At 73.4% G+C, this 26,439-nt stretch carries 27 protein-coding genes; 21 read left to right on the plus strand and 6 right to left on the minus strand.

The annotated features are described in order from the left end of the window. Nucleotides 1–49: 49 nt before the first annotated feature. The 3 genes from O7600_RS19220 to O7600_RS19230 all read right to left on the minus strand — a co-directional run bounded on the left by O7600_RS19220 (nt 50) and on the right by O7600_RS19230 (nt 4,961). Entirely contained in the window at nt 50–1,276 is a 1,227-nt protein-coding gene (locus O7600_RS19220) for a hypothetical protein (protein WP_281589265.1), read from the minus strand. A 52-nt stretch (nt 1,277–1,328) separates the two neighbouring features. Beyond that, nucleotides 1,329–2,987 carry a GTPase gene (locus O7600_RS19225; protein ID WP_281594202.1) on the minus strand — a complete coding sequence of 553 codons (1,659 nt, stop codon included), beginning with the start codon at nt 2,985–2,987 and terminating at the stop codon, nt 1,329–1,331. A gap of 135 nt (nt 2,988–3,122) precedes the next feature. Continuing rightward, nucleotides 3,123–4,961, minus strand: a complete 1,839-nt coding sequence (locus O7600_RS19230; RefSeq protein WP_281589267.1) for an ABC transporter — start codon at nt 4,959–4,961, stop codon at nt 3,123–3,125. Between the two features lie 210 nt (nt 4,962–5,171). On the opposite strand from O7600_RS19230, the gene dnaK reads away from it, so the two are divergent. From dnaK to O7600_RS19255, 5 genes are all read left to right on the plus strand, one after another. Next, nucleotides 5,172–7,034 (plus strand): molecular chaperone DnaK, encoded by a 1,863-nt coding sequence (gene dnaK, locus O7600_RS19235; RefSeq protein WP_174527303.1) that lies wholly within the window; start codon nt 5,172–5,174, stop codon nt 7,032–7,034. A 48-nt stretch (nt 7,035–7,082) separates the two neighbouring features. After that, entirely contained in the window at nt 7,083–7,832 is a 750-nt protein-coding gene (grpE, locus tag O7600_RS19240; protein ID WP_281589271.1) for a nucleotide exchange factor GrpE, read from the plus strand. Nucleotides 7,833–7,911: 79 nt separating this feature from the next. After that, nucleotides 7,912–9,096, plus strand: a complete 1,185-nt coding sequence (gene dnaJ, locus O7600_RS19245) for a molecular chaperone DnaJ (protein WP_281589273.1) — start codon at nt 7,912–7,914, stop codon at nt 9,094–9,096. A gap of 24 nt (nt 9,097–9,120) precedes the next feature. Further along, nucleotides 9,121–9,561 (plus strand): helix-turn-helix transcriptional regulator, encoded by a 441-nt coding sequence (locus tag O7600_RS19250; protein WP_091565919.1) that lies wholly within the window; start codon nt 9,121–9,123, stop codon nt 9,559–9,561. A 169-nt stretch (nt 9,562–9,730) separates the two neighbouring features. Next, nucleotides 9,731–9,937: a hypothetical protein gene (locus tag O7600_RS19255; protein WP_281589276.1), complete on the plus strand. Its 207-nt coding sequence runs from the start codon at nt 9,731–9,733 to the stop codon at nt 9,935–9,937. 53 nt (nt 9,938–9,990) lie between these two features. Here the strand turns inward: O7600_RS19255 and O7600_RS19260 are convergent, their stop codons facing one another. From O7600_RS19260 to O7600_RS19270, 3 genes are all read right to left on the minus strand, one after another. Further along, nucleotides 9,991–10,419, minus strand: coding sequence for a hypothetical protein (locus O7600_RS19260; protein WP_281589278.1), 429 nt, complete (start codon nt 10,417–10,419; stop codon nt 9,991–9,993). 170 nt (nt 10,420–10,589) lie between these two features. Further along, nucleotides 10,590–11,801 carry a cation:proton antiporter gene (locus tag O7600_RS19265; protein WP_281589280.1) on the minus strand — a complete coding sequence of 404 codons (1,212 nt, stop codon included), beginning with the start codon at nt 11,799–11,801 and terminating at the stop codon, nt 10,590–10,592. Nucleotides 11,802–11,806: 5 nt separating this feature from the next. Next, nucleotides 11,807–12,307, minus strand: coding sequence for a cation:proton antiporter regulatory subunit (locus O7600_RS19270; protein WP_281589282.1), 501 nt, complete (start codon nt 12,305–12,307; stop codon nt 11,807–11,809). A 47-nt stretch (nt 12,308–12,354) separates the two neighbouring features. Between O7600_RS19270 and O7600_RS19275 the strand changes: the two genes are divergently transcribed. The 16 genes from O7600_RS19275 (at nt 12,355) to O7600_RS19350 (ending at nt 26,316) form a co-directional block, all read left to right on the plus strand. Continuing rightward, nucleotides 12,355–12,546, plus strand: a complete 192-nt coding sequence (locus O7600_RS19275; protein ID WP_281589284.1) for a hypothetical protein — start codon at nt 12,355–12,357, stop codon at nt 12,544–12,546. A gap of 89 nt (nt 12,547–12,635) precedes the next feature. Continuing rightward, the gene (clpB, locus tag O7600_RS19280) at nt 12,636–15,227 is read left to right on the plus strand and encodes an ATP-dependent chaperone ClpB (protein ID WP_281589286.1); all 2,592 of its coding nucleotides are present in this window, start codon (nt 12,636–12,638) and stop codon (nt 15,225–15,227) included. A gap of 272 nt (nt 15,228–15,499) precedes the next feature. Next, entirely contained in the window at nt 15,500–16,720 is a 1,221-nt protein-coding gene (locus O7600_RS19285) for an MFS transporter (protein WP_281589288.1), read from the plus strand. Nucleotides 16,721–16,807: 87 nt separating this feature from the next. Further along, a complete protein-coding gene (locus tag O7600_RS19290) occupies nt 16,808–17,164 on the plus strand; it encodes a hypothetical protein (protein ID WP_281589290.1) in 357 nt (118 codons plus the stop codon). An 86-nt stretch (nt 17,165–17,250) separates the two neighbouring features. Beyond that, nucleotides 17,251–17,886, plus strand: coding sequence for a DUF4178 domain-containing protein (locus O7600_RS19295; RefSeq protein WP_281589292.1), 636 nt, complete (start codon nt 17,251–17,253; stop codon nt 17,884–17,886). Between the two features lie 2 nt (nt 17,887–17,888). Further along, nucleotides 17,889–18,383 carry a DUF2617 family protein gene (locus O7600_RS19300; protein WP_281589294.1) on the plus strand — a complete coding sequence of 165 codons (495 nt, stop codon included), beginning with the start codon at nt 17,889–17,891 and terminating at the stop codon, nt 18,381–18,383. Then, nucleotides 18,380–18,805, plus strand: coding sequence for a DUF4247 domain-containing protein (locus O7600_RS19305; RefSeq protein WP_091565875.1), 426 nt, complete (start codon nt 18,380–18,382; stop codon nt 18,803–18,805). The genes O7600_RS19300 and O7600_RS19305 overlap by 4 nt, the downstream gene beginning before the upstream one ends. A 34-nt stretch (nt 18,806–18,839) precedes the next feature. After that, the gene (locus O7600_RS19310; protein ID WP_281589297.1) at nt 18,840–19,262 is read left to right on the plus strand and encodes a DUF350 domain-containing protein; all 423 of its coding nucleotides are present in this window, start codon (nt 18,840–18,842) and stop codon (nt 19,260–19,262) included. Then, nucleotides 19,262–20,029, plus strand: coding sequence for a hypothetical protein (locus O7600_RS19315; RefSeq protein WP_281589299.1), 768 nt, complete (start codon nt 19,262–19,264; stop codon nt 20,027–20,029). The genes O7600_RS19310 and O7600_RS19315 overlap by 1 nt, the downstream gene beginning before the upstream one ends. Then, nucleotides 20,026–21,594, plus strand: a complete 1,569-nt coding sequence (locus O7600_RS19320; RefSeq protein ID WP_281589301.1) for a polyamine aminopropyltransferase — start codon at nt 20,026–20,028, stop codon at nt 21,592–21,594. Before O7600_RS19315 ends, O7600_RS19320 begins: the two co-directional genes overlap by 4 nt. A 64-nt stretch (nt 21,595–21,658) precedes the next feature. Continuing rightward, nucleotides 21,659–22,657: a hypothetical protein gene (locus O7600_RS19325; protein ID WP_281594203.1), complete on the plus strand. Its 999-nt coding sequence runs from the start codon at nt 21,659–21,661 to the stop codon at nt 22,655–22,657. A gap of 67 nt (nt 22,658–22,724) precedes the next feature. Continuing rightward, nucleotides 22,725–23,492: a hypothetical protein gene (locus O7600_RS19330; RefSeq protein WP_281589303.1), complete on the plus strand. Its 768-nt coding sequence runs from the start codon at nt 22,725–22,727 to the stop codon at nt 23,490–23,492. A 72-nt stretch (nt 23,493–23,564) separates the two neighbouring features. Then, nucleotides 23,565–24,380, plus strand: coding sequence for a hypothetical protein (locus O7600_RS19335; RefSeq protein ID WP_281589305.1), 816 nt, complete (start codon nt 23,565–23,567; stop codon nt 24,378–24,380). After that, nucleotides 24,377–25,186, plus strand: a complete 810-nt coding sequence (locus O7600_RS19340) for an SDR family oxidoreductase (RefSeq protein WP_281589307.1) — start codon at nt 24,377–24,379, stop codon at nt 25,184–25,186. The genes O7600_RS19335 and O7600_RS19340 overlap by 4 nt, the downstream gene beginning before the upstream one ends. 155 nt (nt 25,187–25,341) lie before the next feature. Then, nucleotides 25,342–25,881: an orotate phosphoribosyltransferase gene (pyrE, locus tag O7600_RS19345; RefSeq protein ID WP_281589310.1), complete on the plus strand. Its 540-nt coding sequence runs from the start codon at nt 25,342–25,344 to the stop codon at nt 25,879–25,881. Nucleotides 25,882–25,938: 57 nt separating this feature from the next. Beyond that, nucleotides 25,939–26,316 (plus strand): metalloregulator ArsR/SmtB family transcription factor, encoded by a 378-nt coding sequence (locus tag O7600_RS19350; protein ID WP_007073957.1) that lies wholly within the window; start codon nt 25,939–25,941, stop codon nt 26,314–26,316. The last annotated feature ends 123 nt before the right edge of the window (nt 26,317–26,439 follow it).

Raw genomic sequence — 26,439 nt, forward strand, 5'->3', positions numbered from 1 at the left:
GTCACGCAGGGTCACGCGAGAGGCGCGCAGGCGCCGGCACGCGGACCGGTCAGGCGGGGTCGTCGGTGAGGCGGTGCCGGTTGGCCTCGATCCAGGCGTTCAGCGCCTCCGGGTCGTCCGGGTCCACGCCGTCAGCCATCAGCTGAGCCACCGCCGCGGTGGCCGGGCTGCGCCGTTCACCGGTGCTGTAGAGCCGGGCGAACTCGGGCACCATCTCGGTGATCGTCTCGTCCGTCCGGTCGGCCGCCGGCTGCGACAGCCCTCGCTGCCGGGCCGCGTACGCCGCCCAGGCGCGGAGCACCCGCGGCAGCATCGCGGCGTCGTCCATGTCCAGCACGGCCCGACGGTGCACCCAGTCGAGCAGGAACAGCTCGGCCACCATCGGGCTCCACCGCATCGGGTCCGCGTCCGGGAAGCTCACCGCGTGGTCGAGCAGCAGGCCGAGGCAGAAGTGCAGGGAGGCCAGCTCGCCGTCGGCGACCTGGGGCAGGCCGAACCGGGCGGCCTCGGGCGAGTCGAGGAAGGCGCGTACCAGGCGGGTCCGTTCCTCGTCGGTGGGCGGGAGCACGACGGCCGGTCCGGCCGGCGGGGCCTGCCCGGGCAGGACGGCCAGCCGGGCGCCCACCAGGGCCCGGTCGGTGGCGAGCGAACCCTGGGCGGGCAACTCGGCGAGGTCGTCGGTGACCGCCAGGTGACGGCTCACCTCCGCGTGCATCCGGGCCGGGTCCTCGGTGCGGAACCAGGTGAACTCGTCCTCGGTGCAGATCTCCCGGGCCTGCTCGACGATCCGGGCCGCCGGGCCGCCGACGAACACGTCCTTGGTGATGCCGATGTTGTGGTCGACGAGCGCCACCAGGGCGTGCTCCGGGCCGCCCTGCTCCTCGTCGTCGTACGCGAACGTGGCGAGGTAGGAGGTCTGGTCGCCGTACACGTCGCCGTACGCCCAGGCGCCGGTGACGCGCACCCGGCCGAGCTGGCCGGCCCACGCCGGGGCGTGCGCGCCGGGCCGGACCCGGGCGGCGCCCTCGGCGTCGGGCACCAGGGTGGCGAAGACGGCGCGGATGGTGGTGGCGGCGGCGCTGCGCCGGCGGGACGTGGCGGCGAGGAAGCCGGCCACGAACTCGCGGACGGCGTGCTCGCGGTCGTGCTCCGCGACGGCGTAGACGCTGCCCAGCAACGCGGCGCCGAGCATCTCCGCGTCCAGGGCGGAGTCGAGCCTCGTCACGTCGCGCGCGGCGTGCAGCACCGCGTCGTAGGGGGTCTGTGGCGTGGCCATGCGTCGACCCTACGCCGCGCTGCCGGCCGCCACATCGGCCAGCGCGCCGGGTTCAGCGTCGCCCGGCGTCCCGCACCGCGTCGCGCGCCGTGCCGTAGCGCGCCAGCACCGCCCAGACCGGGTCCAGCACGTACTTCTCGCCGACGCTGCCGACCGAGGTGAGCAGGCGCTGCTCGGCCCGACGCCGGGCCCGCCGGGCCGCCCAGCCGACCACCGGGCGGGTCAGCGCCGCGACCAGCAGCCCGGCCAGCAGGCCGCCGAGCAGCAGCACGGTGGGCCAGGGCACCTCGCCGAGCTTCGGGTGCTCCAGCGGCGGCAGGCCGAGCAGGCGCAGCGCGTATCCGAAGACCAGCCAGAGCAGCCCGCCCAGCGCCGCGAGGGTGACCAGCCACTGGAGCCCGCCGACCACCCGCCACCAGCCCGGGCGGCGGTCCATGCCGAGGTCGGTGGCGGCCACCGCGTGGTCGAGCGCGCCCGGCAGCTCGCCCAGGCGGGACCGGGCCGCGCTGGTCACCGCGGTCGGCCACGGCGCCGGCAGCTCGGCGCTGGACCGGTCGGCCACCGCCCGGATGGCCAGGTTCAGCGCCGACCGCTGCGCGGCCGTCGGATCGGGTACGGAGGTGGCCGCGACCAGGCTCTCCGCCGGCGCGTCCGGGTCCCGCCCGGGCAGGTGCAGCCGGCGCAACGGGTCCGGCCGCAGCTTCCGCCACCCCCGCACCAGCGGCCAGCCGGTGCTGGCGACGGCCCGGTGCCGGTAGGCCCCCTCGACCGCGTGCGCGACGGTCGCCACCCCGGCCGCGCCGGCCAGCGCCCGGGTGAGTTCCTGGGCCGAGGCGTCACCGGGCCGGGTGGCCGGTGGTTCCGGCCCGACCAGCGGTTCGAGATCGGCCACCACGGCGTCCACGTCGCCGGAGAGCCGGCGCAGGGCGGCCTGCCGTTCGGCGACCGTACGCTCCAACTCGCCCCGCAGCCCGTCCAGCCCGGCCGGATCCACCGCCACGGTGGGCAACAGCGGCACGCCGCCCAGCCCGTCGGCGTCGAGCAGCTTGCGCAGGTCGTCGAGGACCCGGGGCAGCTCGGTCGGGGGCAACCGGTCGGCCTGGTTGAGCACCACGACGGTGACGTCCTTGTGCCGGTGGAACTCGCGCAGGTAGCTGGTGTGGATCACGCGGTCGGCGTACTTCTGCGGGTCGACCACCCAGACCACGAGGTCGACCAGGCCGAGCAGCCGGTCGACCTCCAGCCGGTGGGAGTGCTGGACCGAGTCGAAGTCGGGCAGGTCCAGCAGGACCAGCCCGTGCAGGGTCGACTCGTCGTCGCCGTCGAGCGGGCTCTCCCGGACGAACCGGTGTCGGGGCAGCACCCCGACCCAGTCGAGCAGCCGGACCGCGCCGTCGAGCGGGCCCCAGACGCAGGCGTGGGTCACGCCGGTGGTCGGGCGGCGGACGCCGACCGGGGAGAGGTCCATCCGGGCCAGCGCGTTGAACAGGCTGGACTTGCCGCTGCCGGTGGCGCCGGCGAGGGCGACCACGGTGTGGCGGCCGGAGAGGGCGAGCCGGTCGCCGGCCCGCTCGACCACGGTGTGCGCGGCGACGAGCTGGGCGTCGGGCACCTGACCGTCGACCGCGCCGAGGAAACGCTGGACCGCCTGCAGGCGCGCGATCAGGACGTCCGGGTCGACCCGCTGGTCACCCCGGAGCGCCTCGCGCATCCGCCCCACGATGTTGGTCACTGTGCCGTCCTTGCTCGCGACTGCGGGGCTCGCAAACCCGGCTCACTCCTCGCGCTCACGATGCCGTCCTTGCTCGCGACTGCGGGGCTCGCAAACCCGGCTCACTCCTCGCGCTCACGGGCGACCGTCCTGCTCGGTGGTGGGCAGCGCGGCCCGGTCGGCGCGGGTCAGGCCGCTGCGGTGCCGGGCCCGCTCGACCTCGGCCGCGGCCCGCCGCAGCGTCCCGCCGGCGTCGGCGGCCGGGCGGGCCGCCTCGGTGCGGGCGAGGAAGCGGCCGGCCTCCTCGGCCAGCAGCGCGCCGACCCGGTCGAGCAGGTCCACCCGCGCCGTGCGGGCCAGGTTGCGCACCGCCTGGTCGCCGAAGATGGCCTGGAGCACGGTCTGCCCGGCGACCGCCGTGCCGGTGCCGGCGGCCACCTCCAGCCCGGTCGGGATGAACGCGGTGGAGGCGAAGACGCCGATCATGACGGCCAGGCCGGTGGCGTTGACCGCGTACGCGGCCGTGCGGGCCACGAACCGCCGGTCCGCGCCCTCGACCCGGACCAGTTCGAGCACCCCGCGCTGCCAGTCGCGGACGAGTTGCTCGGCGCGGGCGGGCAGGTCGGCCGAGGCGTGCGCCAGGTCCGGCTCCAGCAGCGCCGCGCCGGCCGGGTGCGCCTTCCACCCGGTGTACGCGTTCTCGGCCGCCTCCGCGGCCACCCCGCGCAGCAGCGTGACCAGTTGGGACTCGATCGCCGTGCGCAGCTCGGCCGCCGGCGCGGGCCGTCCGGTGACCGCCGCGACGACCCGGTCGCGAAGCCTGCCGATCCGCGCCTCCAGGCTGCGGAAGAACTCTCCGGTGCCGACGAACTCCTGCCAGCGGGCGAGCACCTCGCCGCGGAGCAGCCGGCCGTCCTTGAGCCCCTGGTCGACGGTCCGCTCGGCGCCCCGGTAGGCGGCCCGGACCCGCTCGTCCAGCGCGTCGGCCGAGCTCGCCTGCTCGTCGGCGGCGTCGGCCAGCGCCTCCACCACCGGGTGCAGGGCGGCCAGTGCGCCGTCGAGCGTCTGCCGGACCACCGCCGCGCGGGCGTCGGCGTCGGCGGCGAGCCGGGCGAACCAACCGCTCAGCGGGGCGGTCATCCGGTCGGGCAGCAGCCCCTGCCCGTCGACCCACGTCTCCGGCAGCACGAACAGCGGCGCGGCGCCCAGGTCCTGCGATGCGAGCATCTCCGACAGGTGGGCGGCGATCTCGTCGGCGGCCTCCGGCGGGACCCGGTCGAGCACCATGGCGACGGCGGTGCCCCGGGCCCGGGCGCTGCGCAGCAGCTCCCAGGGGACGGCGTCGGCATAGCGGGCGGCGGTGGTGACGAACAGCCACAGGTCGGCGGCGGCCAGCAGTTGCCCGGCCAGCGCGCGGTTGGCGTCGACCACCGAGTCGATGTCGGGCGCGTCGAGGAAGGCCAGGCCGGGCGGGAGCGCCGGGGCGGTGACCAGCTGGAGGGTGCCGGGCTGCTCGCTCGGCTCGGTGGTGCGGGTCAGGCCGGGCAGCAGGTCGCCCTGGCGGAACCAGGCGGCGTCGCTCGGGCTGCAGACCAGCACCGGCGACCGGGTCGTCGGGCGGAGCACGCCGGCCGCGCTGACCCGTGCCTGGACCAGGCTGTTGACCAGCGTCGACTTGCCGGCGCCGGTCGAGCCGCCGACGACCACCAGCAGCGGGGCGTCGAGCCGGGCCAGCCGGGGAAGCAGGTAGTCGTCGAGCTGGTCGGTGAGGCTGCGGGCGGCGTGCCGGGCCGGCTCGGCCGACGGGAGCGCGAGCGGGAAGCGAGCCGCGTCGATCGCGGCCCGCAGGCCGGTGAGCGCGGCGGGCAGGCCCGCGGCGGCGTCGGCGGGCTGGTCCTCGCCGTGGGGAGGTCCGGTGCGGGCTGCGACGGCGGGCGCGCCGGCACGGGTGGCGGAATCGCCATGCGTCGTCACCGCTAAAGCGTGCCCGACCGACGCAAGGTAAGACAACCGGACGGTAATAACGGTCAGGTTGCGCCGGGTCGGCTCAACCCCGACTTGCGGATTGGCGATCGCGTGGCACTATTGAGTCAAGTTCACTCAACTTGTGGTGCGGTCGCTTCCGGGCGACCCGCCGGGCAGGCCACCTGACCTGCTCACCCGTTACGAAGCGAGGAAGCGAACATGGCACGTGCGGTCGGCATCGACCTCGGCACGACGAACTCCTGCGTCAGCGTTCTCGAGGGCGGTGAGCCCACCGTCATCGCCAACGCCGAGGGCTCGCGTACGACTCCCTCGATCGTCGCGTTCGCCCGCAACGGCGAGGTGCTCGTCGGTGAGGTCGCCAAGCGCCAGGCGGTGACCAACCCCGACCGGACCATCCGCTCGGTCAAGCGGGAGATCGGCACCAACTGGACCGTCGACATCGACGGCAAGAAGTACACCCCGCAGGAGATCTCGGCCCGCACGCTGATGAAGCTCAAGCGGGACGCCGAGGCCTACCTGGGCGAGCAGATCACCGACGCCGTGATCACCGTCCCGGCCTACTTCAACGACGGCCAGCGTCAGGCCACCAAGGAGGCCGGCGAGATCGCCGGCTTCAACGTGCTGCGGATCGTGAACGAGCCGACCGCGGCGGCGCTGGCGTACGGCCTGGACAAGGGCTCCAAGGAGCAGACCGTCCTGGTCTTCGACCTCGGTGGCGGCACCTTCGACGTGTCGCTGCTGGAGCTGGCCGAGGGCGTGGTGGAGGTCAAGTCCACCAGCGGTGACAACCAGCTGGGCGGCGACGACTGGGACCAGCGCATCATCGACCACCTGGTGAAGACGTTCCGCGGCGAGCACGGCATCGACCTGTCGCAGGACAAGATGGCCATGCAGCGTCTCAAGGAGGCCGCCGAGAAGGCCAAGATCGAGCTGTCCGCCGCCACCACCAGCAACATCAACCTGCCCTACATCACCGCCGGTTCGGCCGGCCCGCTGCACCTCGACGTGACGCTGAGCCGCGCCGAGTTCCAGCGCATGACGCAGGACCTGCTGGACCGCTGCAAGGGCCCGTTCGAGCAGGCCGTCAAGGACGCCGGGATCAAGATCTCCGACGTCGACCACGTCATCCTGGTCGGCGGCTCCACCCGGATGCCGGCCGTGACCGACCTGGTCAAGCAGCTCACCGGCCGTGACCCGAACAAGGGCGTCAACCCGGACGAGGTCGTCGCCGTCGGCGCCGCCCTGCAGGCCGGCGTGCTCAAGGGCGAGGTCAAGGACGTCCTGCTGCTCGACGTGACCCCGCTGAGCCTGGGTATCGAGACCAAGGGCGGCATCTTCACCAAGCTCATCGAGCGCAACACCACCATCCCGACCAAGCGCTCCGAGGTCTTCACCACGGCGGACGACAACCAGCCGTCGGTGCTGATCCAGGTGTTCCAGGGCGAGCGGGAGATCGCGGCCTACAACAAGAAGCTCGGCACCTTCGAGCTGACCGGCCTCCCGCCGGCGCCGCGCGGCGTGCCGCAGATCGAGGTCACGTTCGACATCGACGCCAACGGCATCGTCAACGTGCACGCCAAGGACCTGGGCACCGGCAAGGAGCAGAAGATGACGATCACCGGCGGCTCCTCGCTGCCGAAGGACGACATCGAGCGGATGCGCCGGGACGCCGAGGAGCACGCCGACGAGGACAAGCGTCGCCGCGAGGAGGCCGAGACCCGCAACGTGGCCGAGGCGCTCCAGTGGCAGACCGAGAAGTTCCTCGCCGAGAGCGGCGACAAGCTGCCCAGCGAGAACCGGGACCAGCTCAACGAGGCGCTCGGCGAGCTGCGCAGCGCTCTCGGCGGCCAGGACATCGAGAAGATCAAGTCGGCCCACGAGAAGCTGGCCCAGGTCTCCCAGCAGGCCGGCTCGCTGCTCTACGCCCAGCAGCAGGAGGGCGAGCAGACCGCCCCGGGCGCGGCCGGGCCGGGCGCCGGCGCGGGTGCGGCCGGTGGCCCGCAGGCCGGCGGCGCCGACGACGTGGTCGACGCGGAGATCGTGGACGAGGACAAGAAGTGACAGTCGGTCCCGGGCACGGTCCGCTTGGCAGAGGGATGAGGTAACCGCATGACGGACAAGCCACGAGCGTCCGACCCGGGTTCCACCGGGTCGGCGCCGGGCGGCTCCGCGGGCACCGGCACGGACGCCGGTGACGAGCCGCGGGTCGTCATCCGCGACAAGCGCAAGCTCGGCAAGGTGACCGAGCAGCCGGCGAACGACGCCTCGGCGGCCGACGCGGCCGCCGACGCGCCCGCCGAAGGGCTGGTCGAGGAGGCCGAGGTCGTGGTCGACGAGATCGGCGGCGAGGCCGAGGTCTCCGGCCCGCCGGTGGTCGACTCACCGGCCGAGCCGAGCGGGGAGACCGGCAAGGCGGCGCCGCTCGGCGCCGAGCTGGAGGCCCTCCGCGGGGACCTGGAGGAGCGCACCCGCGACCTCCAGCGGGTCTCGGCGGAGTACGCCAACTACCGCAAGCGGGTCGACCGGGACCGCAGCCTGGTCCAGGAGCAGGCCACCGGCACGGTGCTCACCGCGCTGCTGCCGATCCTGGACGACCTGGACCGGGCCCGCGAGCACGGCGACCTGGTGGGACCGTTCGGCAGTGTGGCCGACCAGCTCACCGCCGCGCTCGGCAAGTTCGGCCTGACCGCGTTCGGCGAGCAGGGCGAGCCGTTCGACCCGACCCGGCACGAGGCGGTGGCGCACCAGACCTCCGCCGACGTCACCGAGCCGACCTGCGTGCAGGTCATGCGCCGGGGCTACCAGCTCGGCGAGCGCCTGCTGCGGCCGGCTCTGGTCGCGGTCGCGGACCCGGAGTAGTGCCCACCCGTGACGTCCCGTCCGCCCCTGTCGGGCGGGCGGGACGACCGGGATCGGACCCGTGGAAGGGGGTGGACCGGTGAGTTCCAAGGACTGGATCGAGAAGGACTACTACGCCGCGTTGGGCGTGGACAAGTCCGCCTCCTCGGACGAGATCAAGAAGTCGTACCGGAAGTTGGCCCGGGAGTCGCACCCGGACCACAACCCCGGTGACCCCAGGGCCGAGGAGCGGTTCAAGACCGTCTCCGAGGCGTACGCGGTGCTCGGCGACGAGAAGAAGCGGCGCGAGTACGACGAGATGCGGTCGCTGTTCGGCTCGGGCGCCTTCCGACGCAGCGCCCGGGGCGCGGGCCAGCCGGGCGGTGCGCCGTTCGACGTCTCCGACCTGTTCGGCGGTGGCGCCGGCGGCGGCGACACCCGCTTCGGCGGCGGTGGCTTCACCGACCTGTTCAGCACGATCTTCTCCGGTGGCGGCGGTGGCGGTGCGGCGCGTCCGCGCGGCCCGGCCCGTGGCCGGGACGTCGAGGCCGAGGTGGCGCTGGACTTCTCCGACGCGGTCCGCGGCGTCACCCTGCCGCTGACGTTGCGTGCGCCGGGCGTCTGCGACACGTGTCACGGCAACGGCGCGAAGCCCGGCACCCAGCCGGTGGCCTGCCCGGTCTGCCACGGCGCCGGCGTGACCACCCGCAACCAGGGGTCGTTCAGCTTCTCCGAGCCGTGCCGCAACTGCCAGGGCGTGGGCACGGTCGTGGAGGAGAAGTGCCCGGAGTGCCACGGCACCGGCGGCGTCACCAAGACCCGCACGCTGAACGTGCGCTTCCCGGCCGGGGTGGCCGACGGGCAGCGGATCCGGCTGGCCGGCCGGGGCGAGCCGGGTGAGCGGGGCGGTCCGGCGGGCGACCTGTTCGTGCACGTCAAGGTCCGCCCGGACGAGCTGTTCGGGCGTACCGGGGACGATCTCACCCTGAACGTCCCGATCACGTACGCCGAGGCGGTGTTCGGCACCGATCTGCGGGTGCCGACCCTGGACGGCACGGTGACCCTGCGGGTGCCGCCGGGTACGCCCAGCGGACGGGTGCTGCGCGCCCGTGGCAAGGGCGTCGTACGCAAGGACGGCCGCGCCGGTGACCTGCTGGTCACGCTCGACGTGGTGGTCCCGGCGAAGGTGTCGGACGAGGCGCGGGCGGCCTTGGAGACCTTCGCGGAGCAGACCCCGCCCGCCGCGCGGGAACATCTGGACGCGCGGGTACGTCGGTTCGGTTGACGGCGGCAGCGGAGGTGAGCGGGCATGTCGGAGGAGTACGTCGGCGCGGGTGACCCGGCCTACGAGGCCAAGGTCCTGATGATTTCGGTGGCCGCGCGGATGGCGGGCATGCACCCCCAGACGCTGCGCCAGTACGACCGGTTGGGCCTGGTCCAGCCGGGCCGGGCGGCCGGTGGCGGTCGCCGCTACAGCGTCCGGGACGTGGTGCTGCTGCGCGAGGTGCAGCGGCTCAGCCAGGACGACGGGATCAACCTGGCCGGGGTCAAGCGGATCATCGGGCTGGAGCGCCTGCTGGAGGAGGCGCAACGGCGGGTGGCCCGGCTGGAGGCGGAGCTGGACGCCGCGTACCGGCGGATCGCCGAGCTGGAGTCGCTCGGTGGTTTCCCCCGTGGGGACCTGGTGCCCACCAACCGCACCTCCACCGCGCTCGTCGTCTGGCGACCCCGCCGCACCCCCGACCGCTGACCGCACGAAGGCCGGCGCCGCCCCTGCCCAGGGGCGCGCCGGCCTTCGCCGTTCCCGCGCGGGCCTCCGGCGGGGTTGACGAAAGCACGGTGCGACAGGGGCGGGGTCGACTACGCTTTTCAGCAGGGCAAAAGCCCCTAAATCGCACTCCGGGCTGGCGGGGGGAGCCATGGCGGAACCGGCGAAGAAGGTGGCGGAGCGGGCGGAGGAACGGCTGGAGAAGGTGGCCGAGAACGTCCGGGAGCGATTCGACCGGGTCACCGAGGGTCGTTTCAGCGACAAGGTCAAGGAAGGGCGCTTCGCCGACCAGACCGACCACGGCGTGGACCGGGCGAGGGACGACGAGCGGCGCAGGAAGCAGGGCGGGGCGACCTGACGATCCGTCGACGTGCGGGCCGGGACCCACGGGGGGTCCCGGCCCGTTCGCCGTCAGAGGCGGCGGTTCTCCCGGACCAGGCCGCCCTCGCACCAGTCGCGGTAGACGAAGAGATCGGGGCGGGCGAGCAGGACCCGGCTGTTGTGCGCCCAGTTGCGCATCAGGTCGTCGCCGGCCCGCTCGGCCTGCTCCACCAGCTTCCGGAAGCGGCGCTTCGGGTGGGCCCGGAAGTTCGTCCGGATGCCGTCGGCGGCGTAGATGTAGAGGCAGTGCAGCGCGAACCGGCGGGCCGGGCAGGAGCCGTCCATGGCCAGGTCGAACAGGGTCTGCACCAGGTGGTCACCGGCGACCAGGAGGTCCCAGTCCGGCGGCATCGAACTCAACGGCACCGAGTCGGGCTGGTAGGCCCAGGCCCGCAGCTCGGCGGGCGAGGGGTCGACCGGGTTGGCGAAGCCGTGAAACGTCTCTTCCTGCACGCTCACCGGCCGACCTTCCGCTTGCGCTGGCGGGGGCACCGGCCACCCGCGGACCCTGGCTGCTGGGGCGACACGTTAACGCGGTTGGGCGGAGCAGTGGTAGACCTTCCCGGAATCAATTTGACAACCGTTGGCCGGGCCGGATCCGCTGTGCGGCCGATCCGACCCGGCCGAGGTCAGTCGCCCACCCTCACCGGCGCGGGCGGCCGGCTGGCGGCGGCGCGGCGGCGCAGCCACTGCTTGAACCAGGGCATGTCCGGCAGTCGGGCGAGCAGCGGCCCGGTCACCACCGTGATCAGCACGTACGCCGTGGCGAGCGCGGCCAGCCTGGGCTCCACCGGGTAGACGGCGGCGACGGCCAGCCCGGCGATGACGATGGAGAACTCGCCGCGCGGGGTGAGCGCCAGCCCGGCCCGCCAGCGACCGGGCTCGGCGATCCCGGCCCGCCGGGCGGCCAGGTAGCCGGTGGCCACCTTCGTCGCCATGGTGACCACGGCCAGCAGCAGCGCGGGCAGCAGCACCGGCGGCATGTCCAGCGGATTGGTGACCAGCCCGAAGAACACGAAGAAGACCGCGGCGAAGAGGTCCCGCAGCGGCGAGAGCAGCTCGGTGGCGTGGTGTGCCACCGGGCCGGACAACGCGATGCCGACCAGGAACGCGCCCACCGCGGCGGAGACCTGGAGCTTGGCCGCGATGCCGGCGACCAGCAGGGTCAGGCCGAGCACCCCGAGCAGCAGCGCCTCCGGATCCTTGGCGGAGAGCGCGGCGGAGATCAGGTGCCCGTACCGGATCGCCACGGCCAGCACGACGACCACGGTGAACACCGCGACGGCGAGCGCGATGCCGCCCTTCACCAGGCCGACCCCGGCGAGCAGCGCGGTGACCAGCGGCAGGTAGAGGGCCATGGCCAGGTCCTCGATCACCAGGACGGAGAGGACCACCGGGGTCTCCCGGTTACCGACCCGGCCCAGGTCGCCGAGCACCTTGGCGATGACCCCGGAGGACGACACCCAGGTGACGCCGGCGAGCACCACGGCGGCGACCCAGCCCCAGCCCAGCAGCAGCGCGAAGGCGAAACCGGGCAGCGCGTTGAACACCGCGTCGATGAGCCCGGCCGGCGCGGCCGAGCGGAGGTTGCCCACCAGCTCGTTCGCGCTGTACTCCAGGCCGAGCATGACCAGCAGCAGGATCACGCCGATCTCGGCGCCGACGGCGAAGAACTCCTCGCTGGCGTTGAGCGGCAACAGCCCGCCGTGCCCGAAGGCGAGGCCGGCGAGCAGGTAGAGCGGGATGGGCGAGACGCCGACGCGACGGCTGAGCCGGCCGAGCAGGCCGAGCAGGAGCAGCAGCGCGCCGACCTCGACGAGCAGGATTTGGGTTTCGTGCATACGCGTCAGCCGTCCGGATCGGTCTCGGCGAGGATCGCGGTGACGCCGTCGAGACCCTGACGGGTTCCGACCACGACGATCACGTCGCCGGCTTCGAACCGGAAGGTGGGGTCGGGCGAGACGTTCACCTCGCCCTGACGCAGCACCGCCACGATGGAGGCGCTGGTCCGGGTGCGTGCCTTGGTGTCGCCCAGCCGCCGGTTGACGTACTTCGAGCCGGCCGGGATCACGATCTGCTCGGTCAGCAGCCCGGCGGCCTGCTCGCGCAGCCCAGAGAGCTGGCCCAGCATCAGCGACGCACCGAGGATGTCGGCCAACGCCTCGGCCTCGTCGTCGGTCAGCGGTATGTCGTGCTGGCAGGAGTCGGGGTCGTCCGGGTCGTAGAGGACCAGGTCGCGGCGGCCATTGCGGTGGGAGACCACACCGAGCCGGCGACCCGACTCCGTCATCAGGTCATGACGGACGCCGATCCCCGGTAAGGCGGTCTGTTCGACACGTACTCGCACGCAGGCGAGGCTACCCGTGCCGGGACGCCGGGCGGCTCCGACCGGACGTGGTGACGCAGGACTTCGGGTTGCTGCTGGAGGGGTGCGCCGCGATTCGCGTACCCGATCCGGACCGGACCCGGCAGCTGCGCCGCCGGCACCTCGCGGTGCTGCTGGCCGGTCTGGCCGTGTCCGGGCCGCCGCTGCCCGGGCCGCCGCCGGCGGCCGGGGAGTTCGACTGGCGGTGGCGATCGAAGTAGTGACTCGGGTCACACTGCTGGAGTTGAGCGGAATAGACTCAAGTCTGGTTGTGTCGTTCCCAGTGGACACGCCGATCCCGGGGGAGCCCATGAACACGGAACGCCTCACCACCAAGAGCCGCGAGACCATCACCGGTGCCGTCGCGCTGGCGAACCAGCGCGGCCACGCCACCGTGGAGCCCTGGCACCTGCTGCTGTCACTGCTGGACACCGACGGTTCGACCGCCGCCGGACTGCTGCGCGCCGTCGGGGCCGACCCCGCCGAGCTGCGCCAGGTCGCCCAACGTTCGGTCGACGCGCTGCCCGCCGCACGCGGGTCCAGCATCGCCGAGCCGACGCTGGCCCGCGAGTTCGTCAACGCCATCGGCGCCGCCGAGCAGATCGCGCGGCCGCTGGGCGACGAATACACCTCCACCGAGCACCTGCTGGCCGGGCTGGCCCGGGTCGGCGGAGCGGTCTCGGTCGCGCTGAAGAACTCCGGCGCCACCGAGGAGAACCTGGTCGCCGCGTTCCCCACCGTCCGGGGCGGGGACCGCCGGGTCACCACGGCCGACCCGGAGCAGACTTACCAGGCCCTGACGAAGTACGGCGTCGACCTCACCGCCAGCGCCCGCGACGGCAAGATCGACCCGGTGATCGGCCGCGACTCGGAGATCCGCCGGGTGATCCAGGTGCTGTCCCGGCGTACCAAGAACAACCCGGTGCTGATCGGCGAGCCGGGTGTCGGCAAGACCGCGATCGTCGAGGGCCTGGCCCAGCGGATCGTGGCCGGCGACGTGCCGGAGTCGCTGCGGGACAAGAAGCTGGTCTCGCTCGACCTCGGCGCGATGGTGGCCGGCGCGTCCTACCGCGGGCAGTTCGAGGAGCGGCTGAAGTCCGTGCTGGAGGAGATCAAGAACTCCGACGGCCAGGTCATCACGTTCCTCGACGAGCTGCACACCGTGGTCGGCGCCGGCAAGGGCGAGGGCTCGATGGACGCCGGCAACATGCTCAAGCCGATGCTGGCCCGGGGCGAGCTGCGGATGGTCGGCGCGACCACGCTGGACGAATACCGCGAGCACATCGAGAAGGACCCGGCGCTGGAGCGTCGCTTCCAGCCGGTGCTGGTCGGCGAGCCGACGATCGAGGACACCATCGGCATCCTGCGCGGGCTCAAGGAGCGCTACGAGGTGCACCACGGCGTACGGATCACCGACGCCGCGCTGGTCGCCGCCGCGTCCCTGTCCGACCGCTACATCACCGACCGGTTCCTGCCGGACAAGGCGATCGACCTGGTCGACGAGTCCGCGTCCCGGCTGCGCATGGAGATCGACTCGCGCCCGGTCGAGGTGGACGAGATCGAGCGCGCGGTACGCCGGCTGGAGATCGAGGAGATGGCGCTGGCCAAGGAGCCGGACGCCGCGTCCGCCGAGCGTCTGGAGCGGCTGCGCAAGGAGCTGGCCGACAAGCGCGAGCAGCTCACCGCGCTGTCCGAGCGCTGGCAGACCGAGAAGAGCCACATCACCAAGCTCTCCACCGCCAAGGAGGAGCTGGAGCGCCTCGGCGGCGAGGCCGAGCGGGCCGAGCGCGACGGCGAGCTGGAACGTGCCGCCGAGCTGCGGTACGGCCGGATCCCCGCGCTGCGCGCCGAGCTGACGCAGGCCGAGGAGGAACTGGCCCGGCTGCAGGCCGACGGCGCGATGCTCAAGGAGGAGGTCGGCGCGGACGACATCGCCGCCGTGGTCGCCTCCTGGACCGGCATCCCCGCCGGCCGGCTGCTCGAGGGCGAGACCGCCAAGCTGCTCCGGATGGAGGAGTCGCTGCGCGGCCGCGTCGTCGGTCAGGCCGAGGCGGTCGGCGCGGTCTCCGACGCGGTCCGCCGCGCCCGGGCCGGCGTCGCCGACCCGGACCGCCCCACCGGCAGCTTCCTGTTTCTCGGTCCGACCGGCGTCGGCAAGACCGAGCTGGCCAAGGCGCTCGCCGAGTTCCTCTTCGACGACGAGCGGGCCATGGTCCGCATCGACATGAGCGAGTACGGCGAGAAGCACTCCGTGGCCCGCCTGGTCGGCGCCCCGCCCGGCTACGTCGGCTACGAGGAGGGCGGCCAGCTCACCGAGGCGGTGCGCCGCCGGCCGTACTCGGTGATCCTGCTGGACGAGGTGGAGAAGGCCCACCCGGATGTCTTCGACGTGCTGCTCCAGGTGCTCGACGACGGTCGGCTCACCGACGGTCAGGGCCGCACCGTGGACTTCCGCAACGCCATCCTCATCCTCACCTCGAACCTGGGCTCCTCGGTCATCAGTGACCTGACGCTGAGCGAGGAGGAGCGTCGGGAGGGCGTGCTCGCGGTGGTCCGGTCGCACTTCAAGCCGGAGTTCCTCAACCGCCTCGACGACATCGTGGTGTTCGCCGCGCTCCAGGGCACCGACCTGCGCGCGATCGTCGACATCCAGCTCGACCGGCTGCGGCGCCGGCTGGCCGACCGCCGGCTGGGCCTGGACATCACCGACGCCGCCCGCACCTGGCTGGCCGAGCACGGGTACGACCCGATCTACGGCGCGCGCCCGCTGCGTCGGCTGGTCCAGTCGGCCATCGGTGACCAGCTCGCCAAGGCCCTGCTGGCCGGGGAGATCCGCGACGGCGACACGGTCCACGTCGACCTCGCCGACACCAAGGAGTCCCTGACCGTCACCCCCGCCTGAGCCGTAGCACCCCGCGAAGGCCCGGCCGTCCAGGCCGGGCCTTCGCCATCCGGTGGGACGGACAGCGCCGCAGGCGTCGGCCGAATATCCTGCCCGGAACGTCAATCGACAGTTAGGAGCCGCAGATGCGCCTCGGCCTGCTGACGGTCCCCGCTTCGCCGCGAGAGCACACCGCTCGCTGACGCTTCGCCGCCGGGTCCCGGCGGCGTGGTGCTCCTCGCCGCGAAGCGGTCCCTCATGACCGTTTCCCTTCCTGGCTCGAGGAGCTGTTCTTGCGTGCCCTTGTATCCGCGCGTCTCGGCGCGGACTTCACCAGACTGTGGACCGCCTCCGCGGTCTCCAACATCGGTGACGGTGTCACCATGGCCGCCGGCCCACTGCTGGTGGCCTCGGTCAGCGACGATCCGGCCCTGATCGCCGGTGCCGTCTTCGCCCAACAACTGCCCTGGCTGCTGTTCGCCCTGGTCAGCGGCGCCTACGTCGACCGGCTCGACCGTCGGCGGCTGGTCGTGGTCGTCAACCTGCTGCGCGCCGCGGCACTGGCCGGTCTGACGCTCAGCGTCGCCACCGACACGGTGACCGTGGCCGTCATCTACGCGGTGCTGTTCCTGCTCGGCGCGGGTGAGACCGTCACGGACACCGCGATGGGTGTCCTGCTTCCGGCGGTGGTCGCACCGGAGAGACTGCCCGCCGCCAACGCCCGGCTCTACGCGACGTTCACCGTCGGCAACCAGTTCGTCGCCAAGCCGCTGGGCGCGTGGCTGTTCGTCGTCTCCGCCGCCGTGCCGTTCGGGGTCGACGTGTTGACCTTCGTGGTGGCAGCGGCTCTGGTCGCCGGCATCCGACCGACCCCCGTACCCGTGCCGGAGGAGCCTCGTCCGCGCGGCTCGCTGCGCGGCGAGATCGGCCAGGGCGTACGCTGGCTGTGGCGGCACCGCCTGGTGCGGACGCTCGCGGTGAGCATGGGCCTGGGCAACGTCGCGTTCGGCGCCGCATTCGCCGTGTTCGTGCTCTACTGCCGGCAGCGACTGGGCCTGTCCGACGTCGGATACGGCTTCCTGCTGACCTCGTTCGCCGTCGGTGGCCTGTTCGGCACGACGGTGGCGACCCGACTCACCCGGACCCTCGGTGCCGGAGCGGTGCTGCGGGGCGGCCTGGTCGTCGAGGTCGTCACCCACGTGACCCTGGCCGTCACGACGACGTCCTGGATCGCCGCCGCCGTCCTGATCATCTTCAGCGTCCACGCCATGGTCTGGGGCATCACCGCCGCGTCGGTCCGGCAGCGGATCGTGCCGGCCCACCTTCGCGGGCGGGTCGGCAGCGTGTACGCGCTGCTCGATCTGGGCGGGGCCGCGCTCGGTGCGCTCCTCGGCGGTCTGCTGGCCGGGACCTGGCAGATCACCACACCGTTCTGGGTCGCCGCGGGGACGATGGCGGTGATCGCCGTACTCGCCTGGCGTCCGTTGCGCGACGCTGGGCGTCGTGGGTGTTAACAAGGGCCCCTTCCTCTACCGGAGGCGTTAACAGGGGTCCCTTCCTTTCAGGGGTGAGGGGTGGGCGGGGTGGGCACATAGTGGGGCATGAGCGGGAAGTGGGAGCGGGAACTCGAGGACGCGGACACCCTGGCCTTCGGCGGGGTCGGGTTCGCGGGGCAGATACTGCCCGCGACCGAGGCGTACCGGCAGGCGGAGCAGGCGCTGCGCGAGCACCCGGAGGCGGCCCGGAAGAAGGTCGACCGGCTGCTCCGGAAGGGTTCGCCCGCCGGGAGGGCCTACGCGGCGACGTTGCTGGAGGCGGTCGACCCGACGGCCGGTCGGGCGGCCTGGGAACGGCTGCGCGACGACGACGGGGAGTTCACCACGTTCAGCGGGTGCGTGATGGGTCGCGCGACGCTGCGTGAGTACGCCGCCGAGCGGCTGGCCGGCGGCCGGGAGTAGCTGACCGCACACTCAACGAACGGCACTTCGGCGGGGGTGCGCGGGGTTGTTACCGTCTCCGCCGATGCATGTTGGGGGAGGCGCTCGTGAACGGTTCGGTGGCGTACCTGGTGACCACGCTGGGGTGCCTGGTCGGGGTGGCCGGCGTGGTGATCGCCGTGATCGCGCTGCGCCGGTCCCGCTCGGCGGCCCGCCCGCAGACGGCGACGCCCGGTGACCCGTTCCGGGACCGGGACACCGACGCGCTGCGGGGTGACCCCCGTGCGCTCAAGCCCGGCGACATCGTCGAGATCCGGCAGGTCCCCTACACGGTGCGCGGCTCGGTGCACCTGGTCGAGGGCGGCTGGAGCTGGGCGGAGCACCTGCTCGACGACGCGGGCGGGGTGAAGCGCTGGCTCTCCGTCGAGGCGGAGCCGGACCTGGAGATGGTGCTCTGGACCAGCGAGCCGGGCGCCACGGTGACGCCGGGCGCCCCGACGCTGGAGATCGCCGGCCGTCGCTACAACTGGGACGAGTCGGGCCAGGCGCGCTACACCGCGACCGAGGGCACCGGCCTCGACCCGCGCGGCACCATGCGCTACCACGACTACCAGGCGCCCGGCGGGGCCCGGCTGTCGTTCGAGGCGTACGGCGAGGCCGGCTGGGAGGTGAACCTCGGCGAGGAACTGCGCCGGGCCGAGGTGATGATCTACCCGCAGGGCGGCCCGGACCAGGTGAAGTAGGCGTGCTCGTCGCCCTGCACACCCCGTACGTCGACAGCCGCGCCGCCGACCTCAGCCTGACGCTCGGCGGCCCGGAGCTGCCGGCGCTGGCCGTACGCGACGTCGACCTGCCGGACGGCACGCGGGTGCGGCTGCGCCTGCTCGGCGCCTCCCACCAGGTGGTGCTGGACGGGCTGACCGAGACGGTCGCCTGCCTGCCCGGCCGCCCGCCGCACCTGCCGGACACGCTGCACGACGAGACCGCCGGCTACCGGTTCACCGCCACGGTGCTCCGCCCGGCCGGCGACGGCCTGCGTACCCGGGTCGCGGCGCTCCGCGCCGAGCTGGCCGACGACCCGTACGCGCTGGTCGGCGTCTTCCCCGGCGACGAGGACGCGGTCACCGCGCTCGCCGTCCGCCCCGACCCGCCCGGCGGCACGCTCGCCTGGCGCACCTGGCACGCCTACCCCCAGACCAACGAGCTGGTCCTGACCGAGACGGTGGTGGAAGAGCTGTGACGTACCGACGGTGGTTCGTGGTCGGGGTGGCGGTCGCCGTCGTCGGCGCCCTCATCGCCGCCTTCACGATCTTCTACGGCAACTTCTCCCCGCGCGGCTACGTGGAGGACCACTTCTCCCGCGCGTCGGGCCGGGACATCGGCGCCCAGGCGGTCGCCTACACGTCGAAGCAGTCACCCAGCCAGGTGTCGAAGGAGATCACCGACGCGTGGCAGCCGGCCGACCAGTACGTCGACGGCAGCGGCGTCTACCTGCGCTACGACGACGACTCGGTGGTGATCCTCCCGCTCGCGGTCGGCTCGGTGATCCTGCTGGAGAAGATGTCCACCGCGTACCCCCGGTACCACCGCGTCGTCGGCAACAGCTGGGGCTGGGGCCGAGGCAGCACCGTTCGGGGCGGCGGCCCCGGCGCCGGCAAGTAGCCCGTCCGACCCCCCTCACCCTGGAGTAGTCCCTGTGGAGCATCTCGTCACCGATCTGCTGGTCACGCTCGCCTACGGCGTGCTCGGCGTCGTCCTGATGGCGATCGGCTACGCGCTCGTCGACCTGGCCACCCCCGGCAAGCTCCACGAGCTGATCTGGACCGAGCGCAACCGCAACGCCACCGTGCTGCTCGCCTCCAACCTGCTCGGTGTCGGCACCGTGGTGGTCGCCGCGATCGTGGCCAGCGACGACGACTTCGCGCTCGGGCTGGTCGGCGCCGCCGCGTACGGGATCCTCGGGCTGGTGATCATGGCGGCGGCCTTCGTGCTGCTGGACGTGGCCACCCCCGGCAAGCTCGGTGAGCTGCTGGTCGACCCGGAGCCGCACCCGGCGGTCTGGATCTCCGCCACCGTGCACGTGGCCACCGGCGCGATCATCGCCGCCGCGATCAGCTGATGGCCGGAACGGCCGCCACCCCCAAGAACAAGCGCCAACAGGCGCTGATCTGGACGGTGATCATCGGCATCACGGTCGGCGCCTGCGTCCTCGGCGCGATCACCGGCGACTCGGACACCGACGTGCCCGCCCCGGCCGCCGACGAGCGCTCCGGCACCGTGCCCATCCTCCAGGCCGCCGCCGACAGCCAGGGCATCTGCTACGGCTGGCAGCTGGTCGACACGTACGACCCGGTGAGCGTCGGCTCGAACCTCGGCGACGGCACGGCGGTCGCGGACGCGCCCGGCTGCGCCCGATGGATCGAGGTCTACGCCAACGTCAACTACACGTCGTCCAGCAGCGAGTCGAACGACTCCGCCAGCATCCGGGTGAAGGGGTCGGACGACATCGAGTTCAGCGACCTGGCCGCGATCGAGTCCGGGCTGGGCCGTTTCGGGCTGGACGAGGACGCGTTCGTCGACGACCCGGGCTGGGCCGTCACCCGGGCCGCCACCATGCTGCCGCTGCTCGCCACCGAGCGGGGGCTGGCCGACCCGGCCGCCACCCCCACCGCCGGACCGGCCACCCCGGCCGCCCCGCTGCCGGACGCCGGCAGCGACTTCTGGCGGGACCGGTGGATCCTGCTGCTCACCACGGCCGGGCTGTTCCTGCTCGCCGCGCTCTTCATCGGCGTGGGCGTGCGGCAACGCCGCCGGCAGCGCGGGGGACCGGTGCCCGCGCAGCGCGCCGGGGCGGACGCCGCCGGGCGTACCCGGGAGAAAGCGTGACCGTCGACGCGCCCGCACGGCCACGGTGGCGCCCGGCCCGCGCGGCGGTCCTGCTGGCGGTCTTCGTCTGCGCGGCCTGCGGCCTGGTCTACGAGCTGGCCCTGGTCGCGCTCGGCAGCTACCTGATCGGCGACGCGGTCGGCCAGGCGTCGATCGTGCTCGGCGTGATGGTCTTCGCGATGGGCGTCGGCGCGCTGGTGGCGAAGCCGTTGCAGTCCCGGGCGGCGGCCGCGTTCGCGGCGATCGAGCTGACCCTGGCGCTGCTCGGCGGCCTCTCCGTGCTCGGCCTCTACGCCGCGTTCGCCTGGCTCGACCTCTACGGCCCGGCGCTGGTCGGCACCGCGTTCGTGCTCGGCCTGCTGATCGGCGCGGAGATCCCGCTGCTGATGGTGATGCTGCAACGCATCCGGGAGCAGTCCGCGGGCAGCGCGGTGGCCGACCTGTTCGCCGCCGACTACGTCGGCGCGCTGCTCGGCGGGCTGGCCTTCCCGTTCCTGCTGATGCCGATCTTCGGCCAGCTCAAGGGCGCGTTGGTGGTCGGCGCGGTGAACGCCGTGGCCGGCCTCGCGCTGGTCTTCACCGTGTTCCGCGCCGAACTCGGCCGTCGGGCGCGGGTCGTGCTCGGCGCCGGCGCCGTCGTGGTCGGCCTCCTGCTCGGGTACGCCTGGGTGACCGCCCACGACTTCGAGGTGACCGCCCGCCAGCAGCTCTACCGGGATCCGGTGGTGCACGCCGAGCGCAGCCGCTACCAGGAGATCGTGCTGACCCGCTCGGTGCGGGAGGTCGGCCACACCGACACCGACCTGCGGCTGTTCCTCAACGGCGACCTCCAGTTCAGCTCCGTGGACGAGTACCGCTACCACGAGGCGCTGGTGCACCCGGCGATGCGCGGGCCGCACGGCGACGTGCTGGTGCTCGGCGCCGGCGACGGGCTGGCCGCGCGGGAGATCCTCAAGTACCCGGACGTGCGCTCGGTGACCCTGGTCGACCTCGACCCGGCCGTCGTCGCGCTGGCCCGCAGCGAGCCGCAGCTGCGCGAGCTGAACCGTCGGTCGCTCACCGATCCCCGGGTCCGGGTGTTGAACCTGGACGCGTTCGGCTGGCTGCGGACCGCCACGGAACGCTTCGACGTGGTGATCGCGGACCTGCCCGACCCGGACGAGACGGCCACCGCGAAGCTCTACACGGTCGAGTTCTACGCGCTCGTCCGGCCGGTGCTGGCCCCGGGCGGCCGGCTCGTCGTCCAGTCCGGCTCGCCCTACTTCGCGCCCCGGTCGTACTGGTCGATCGAGCGGTCGGTGCGGGAGGCGGGCTTCGCCACCACGCCGTACCACGTCGACGTGCCGAGCTTCGGCGACTGGGGCTTCGTGCTCGCCGCGCCGGGCGACGCCGCGCCGGAGCTGGCGCTGCCGGCCGACGTGCCGCCGCTGCGCTTCCTCACCCCGCCGGTGCTCGCCGCGGCGTCCGCCTTCCCCGCCGACCGGGCCCGGGTGGACGTGCCGGCCTCGACGTTGTTGCAGCCCAGGGTGCTGGAGTACGCCCGCGAGGAGTGGCGCGGCTACTAGGTTTCGGGGCATGCCACCCGGACCGTCCCACCGCCCGCCGGGGCTCGGCTGGCTGGTCCGCCGGCTGCCGCCCCGGGCGATCGGCGCCGCCTCCCACCTCCAGGCGTTCGTGCTCTCCGGCGTGGTCACCGTGCTGGCCGTCCGCGCCTACCTCCAGGCCGCCGACTACCCGCAGCTCGGCGGCGGCGGGCTGCACATCGCGCACGTGCTCTGGGGCGGCCTGCTGCTCGCCGTGGGCCTGGGGATCCCGCTGGTCTTCCTGGGCGACGGATCCCGCACCGCCGGGGCGGTGGTCGGCGGGATCGGCTTCGGGCTCTTCATCGACGAGGTGGGCAAGTTCGTCACCGCCCGCACGGACTACTTCTACGCCCCGGCCGCCGCCATCATCTACGTGGCCTTCGCCCTGCTCGTCCTGCTCGTGCAGGCGGTACGCGGGCGCACCGGCCGGTCCCGGCTGACCCCGGCCGAACGCACCGCCAACGCGCTGGACGTGGTGCTCAGCGCGCTGCCCGGCGGGCTCACCGACCGGCGACGGGCGGCCGTGCTGCGCCTCGTGCAGGGCACCGGGCCGGCCACCGAGGCGGCGCTGGCGCAGCTGCTGGACGCGGTCCCCCGGCGGGAACCGCCGCCGGTGCGGTTCTGGCAGCGGGGGGCGGAGCGGGCCCGCCGGCTCGGCGCCTGGGCGGCCGGCAGGCGCTGGCTGGTCTGGCCGGTGGTGGTCTACCTGGTGGTGGAGCCGCTGGTGACGGTCGTGGCGGTGCTGGTCGACGGCGTCACCGGGGAACTGGACCAGGAACGCGAGTGGGGCGCGGTGCTCGGCGTGAGCGCCACCGCTCTGGTCACCGCCGTGCTGAGCCTGTGGGCGGCCTGGCTGCTGCGGCGGAATCGCACCGAGGCGTTCCGGTTGTTCAAGCTGGCGCTCCTGGTGGACCTGCTGTTCGGGCAGGTCTTCAACTTCACCGTCAACCAGTTCGGCGCCGTCTTCACGGTCGCGCTCGACCTGGCCCTGCTCGGCGTGGTCACCGCCGAGCACCGCCGGCTGCGGCGCGCCGCGGACCGGTGAGCCTTTCCGACGTGCCCACCTGGTGTGAGATCGCTACGGTGGTCATCTCATCGAGGGAGGGAGAATCATGGTCGATGCTCCGGGCACCACGCCCCGCGCGCGTCCCAGTGTGGTGACGCTTTCCAGCTGGCTGCTCATTCTCGTCGCCGTCATCCAGGTGCTGAACCTGATCGTGACGCTGTCCGTCATCGGCACGATCCGCGACGTCCTCAAGGACGCGTACGCGGGCACCTCGGCCGAGTCGGCGGGCGACATCGCGTACGCCTTCACCATCGGCTCGTCGATCCTGACGCTGCTGCTCGCGGCCGGTCTGGTCGTGCTCGCGCTGCTGAACAACCGGGGGAAGAACGCCTCCCGGATCACCACCTGGGTGCTCGGTGGCATCCTGCTCTGCTGCACCGGCGGCGGCCTGCTCAACGGCGTCTCCGGCGGCACGATGGGCGGCGGTGGCAACTCCAGCGGCGACCTGCCCAGCGGTCAGGAGATCCAGCGCCGGCTGGAGGACGCGCTGCCGTCCTGGTACGGCCCGGTCAGCCTGCTGCTCGGCATCGTCGCGCTGCTCGCCCTGCTGGCCGCGCTGATCCTGCTGGCGCTGCCCAAGGCGAACGAGTTCTTCCGCAAGCCGAAGGCGGCGTGGGAGCCCCCGGTGCCGGGCGGCGCCTACCCGGCGTACCCGTCGACCCCGGGCCAGTCGACCGACCCGGCCTACCCGTCGACCCCCGGCCAGCAGCCGACCGGCGGCACGCCGCCCACGGCCCCCGGTGACCAGCCGCCGGCCGGGCCGACCGGTCAGCCCGGCGAGCGCCGCGACCCGGAGCCGCCACCCGGAAGTTGACGGCAGGATTTCAGCGACGCCGACGATCCCTCCGAGTAGGTTGCAAGCCGACGCCTACCGGAGGGATCTGTCGTGTCCAACCCCGATCGGGTAGCCCCGCGCCGACCGGGCACGGTCGTCGCCGCGGCGGCGGTGCTGCTGCTGATGGCGGTCGGCGCCGTGGCGTACGCGGTGACGAACCTGGCCGTCGCGGGCGGCACGGTGGACCGGTTCCGGGGCGCGGCGGAGGACACCGGCGCGGGCGGCGGCGACATCGACCGGGTGGCCGGTCTGGTGCGCGGCTCGACCGTGCTGGCCGCCGTGCTCGGCGTGCTGGCCGCGCTGCTGCTGCTCGGGCTCGCGCTGGGCCTGCTCGCCGGCCGCCCAGGGGCGCGGGTGGCCACCTGGGTGGTCGCCGGGCTGGGCCTGCTCTGCGGCTGCTGCGGGCTGGCGGTGCTGGTCGGGCAGCGCGCCGCCCCGTTGAAGCTCGGCGCCGACGACCGGGTCACCGCCGACCTGCTGGGGCTGGTCGGTGACGCCTACCCGTCGTGGTGGATCCCGCTGAACGCGGCGCTGTCGGTGGCGCAGATCCTCGGCTACCTGGTGGTCGCCGCGCTGCTCACGCTCCCCTCGGCGAGCGCCTTCCTGCACCGCCCGGCCGCGCCGCGTTCCGGCCCGGCGACCGGCTACGGCGCGACCGTGTCCGGCGCTACGGTCTCCGGGCCGACGCCGTGGGGCCCGCCGGTTGGCCTGCCGCCGTCGTCGGCCCCGCCTGGGCCGATGCCGCCGTACGCCCCGCCCGGGCCGATGCCGCCCTCGTCCGCCCCCACCGGGCCGACGCCACCCCCGACCGCCCCGCCGGTGACGCCGCCGTCCGGGCCGACGCCACCCCCGGAGGATCGCCCGTGACCGCTGACCCCCACCCCTCCCGGCCCTGGGCCCTCGTCACCGGCGCCAGTCTGGGCATCGGCGAGTCGTTCGCCCGCCGGCTGGCCGCGGACGGTTGGAACCTCGTGCTCGTGGCCCGCGACTTCGCCCGGCTCGACGCCCTGGCGACCGAGCTGGCCGGCCGGCACGGCGGCGAGGTGAAGACGATCCCGGCCGATCTGTCCACCGACGACGGTTGTGCCGTGGTCGAGCGCCGGTTGACCGCCGGCCCGCCGGTGGAGCTGCTGGTGAACAACGCGGGGATCAGCTTGAACACGCCGTTCGTCCGGTCGGCCGTCGTGGACGAGGCCCGGCTGGTCCGGCTCAACGTGCTGGCGGTGCTCCGGCTGACCCACGCCGCCCTCGGTCCGATGATCGAGCGGGGGAAGGGGGCAGTGATAAATGTCTCTTCGGTTGCGGGTTTCGGCGTTCCCATGCCGGGGTCGACGTACTCGGCCAGCAAGGCGTGGGTGACGAACTTCAGCGAGTCGATCGGCCAGTCGGTGGCCCCGCTCGGTGTGCGCGTGATGGCGCTCTGCCCCGGCTACACCCGCACCGGCTATCACGAACGCGCCGGCATCGACATGTCGCGCACGCCCGCGTGGATGTGGCTGCGGGCCGACGACGTGGTCGACGAAGGGCTGCGTGACCTGGGCAAAGGCAAGTTGGTCAGCGTGCCGAGCTGGAAGTACAAGCTGGCCGTGGCCGGGCTGCGGCACGCGCCGAAACGGTTGCTGCGCGGCGCCGTCCGGGACACCCGGGGAAAGGTCGACCGGGCGCGCGGCTGACGGTCGGCGGTCCCGCCGCCGGCCCGGCCGCGCCGCCCGCCCTGGATGGACGGTCGCGCAGCGTAGCCGGACATTGCCAATCATCGGTTGCCCGCCGGGTGATCGGGGCGGACCCCACAGACGGCGTCCAGACTTGCGAAGTACGCTCTATCGCCATGGGGGACCACGACGACCTGCGCAAATTCATCAGTGACCTGGCCGTGGTCCACGGTCGGGTGGTGCTCTCATCGGGCCGTGAGGCGGACTGGTACGTCGATCTGCGTCGCGTCACGCTCCATCACCGGGCCGCCCCGTTGATCGGCCGGGTGATGTGTGACCTCACCGCCGACTGGTCGTACGACGCGGTCGGTGGACTGACCCTGGGCGCCGATCCGGTGGCGGGCGCGATGCTGCACGCCTCGGCCGGCACCGACCGTCCGCTGGACGCGTTCGTGGTCCGCAAGGCGGGCAAGGCGCACGGTCTCCAGCGCCGGATCGAGGGGCCGGACGTCGTGGGTCGCCGGGTCCTGGCGGTGGAGGACACCTCGACCACGGGTGGCAGCGTGTTGACTGCGGTCGAGGCGTTGCGTGAGGCCGGGGCCGACGTGGTGGGCGTGGCGGTTATTGTTGATCGAGGCGCCGGCGACGCGGTGCGAGCCGCCGGATTGCCGTATCGGGCGGCCTATACGTTGGCTGACCTCGGCCTTGTGGCGTAAAAGTTTGCCGATTCGGATCTGCTGATATGCAGGCGGATCGATGCTGCTGGTGGAAGGATGGAATACGTGGGAACTGCGTTGGCTGAAATGACCATGCCTCAGATCTCGCCGCTTGCCGGCGAGCCGATCGAACGCGCCGACGCCGAGCGGCTGGCGGGGGTCCTCAAGGCCCTCGCCGACCCCGCCCGGCTCCGGCTGCTCAGCCTGATCCAGTCGGCTCCCGAGGGGGAGGCGTGCGTGTGTGACCTCACCGCGCCGCTCGGCCTCTCGCAGCCGACGGTCAGCCACCACCTGCGCATCCTCACCGAGGCCGGCTTGCTGGAGCGGGAGAAGCGTGGGGTCTGGGCGTACTACCGGCTGGTGCCGACCGCGATCGCCACGATCGCGGATCTGCTCACCCCGCCGCGGAAGCGGGCCACCAAGAAGGCTCGCTGAACCACGGCCCGTCCGAGGACGGGCCGGCCGGCCGAGGCCCCGGCGCGATGGCACGCGCGCCGAACCCGGCAGGCCGTCCTGCCCCGGTGCGGGTGACCGGTGGCGTGCCAGGGGTGGCGTCAC

It is taken from the genome of Micromonospora sp. WMMA1998, from assembly GCF_027497375.1.
Taxonomy (GTDB): Bacteria; Actinomycetota; Actinomycetes; order Mycobacteriales; family Micromonosporaceae; genus Micromonospora; species Micromonospora sediminicola.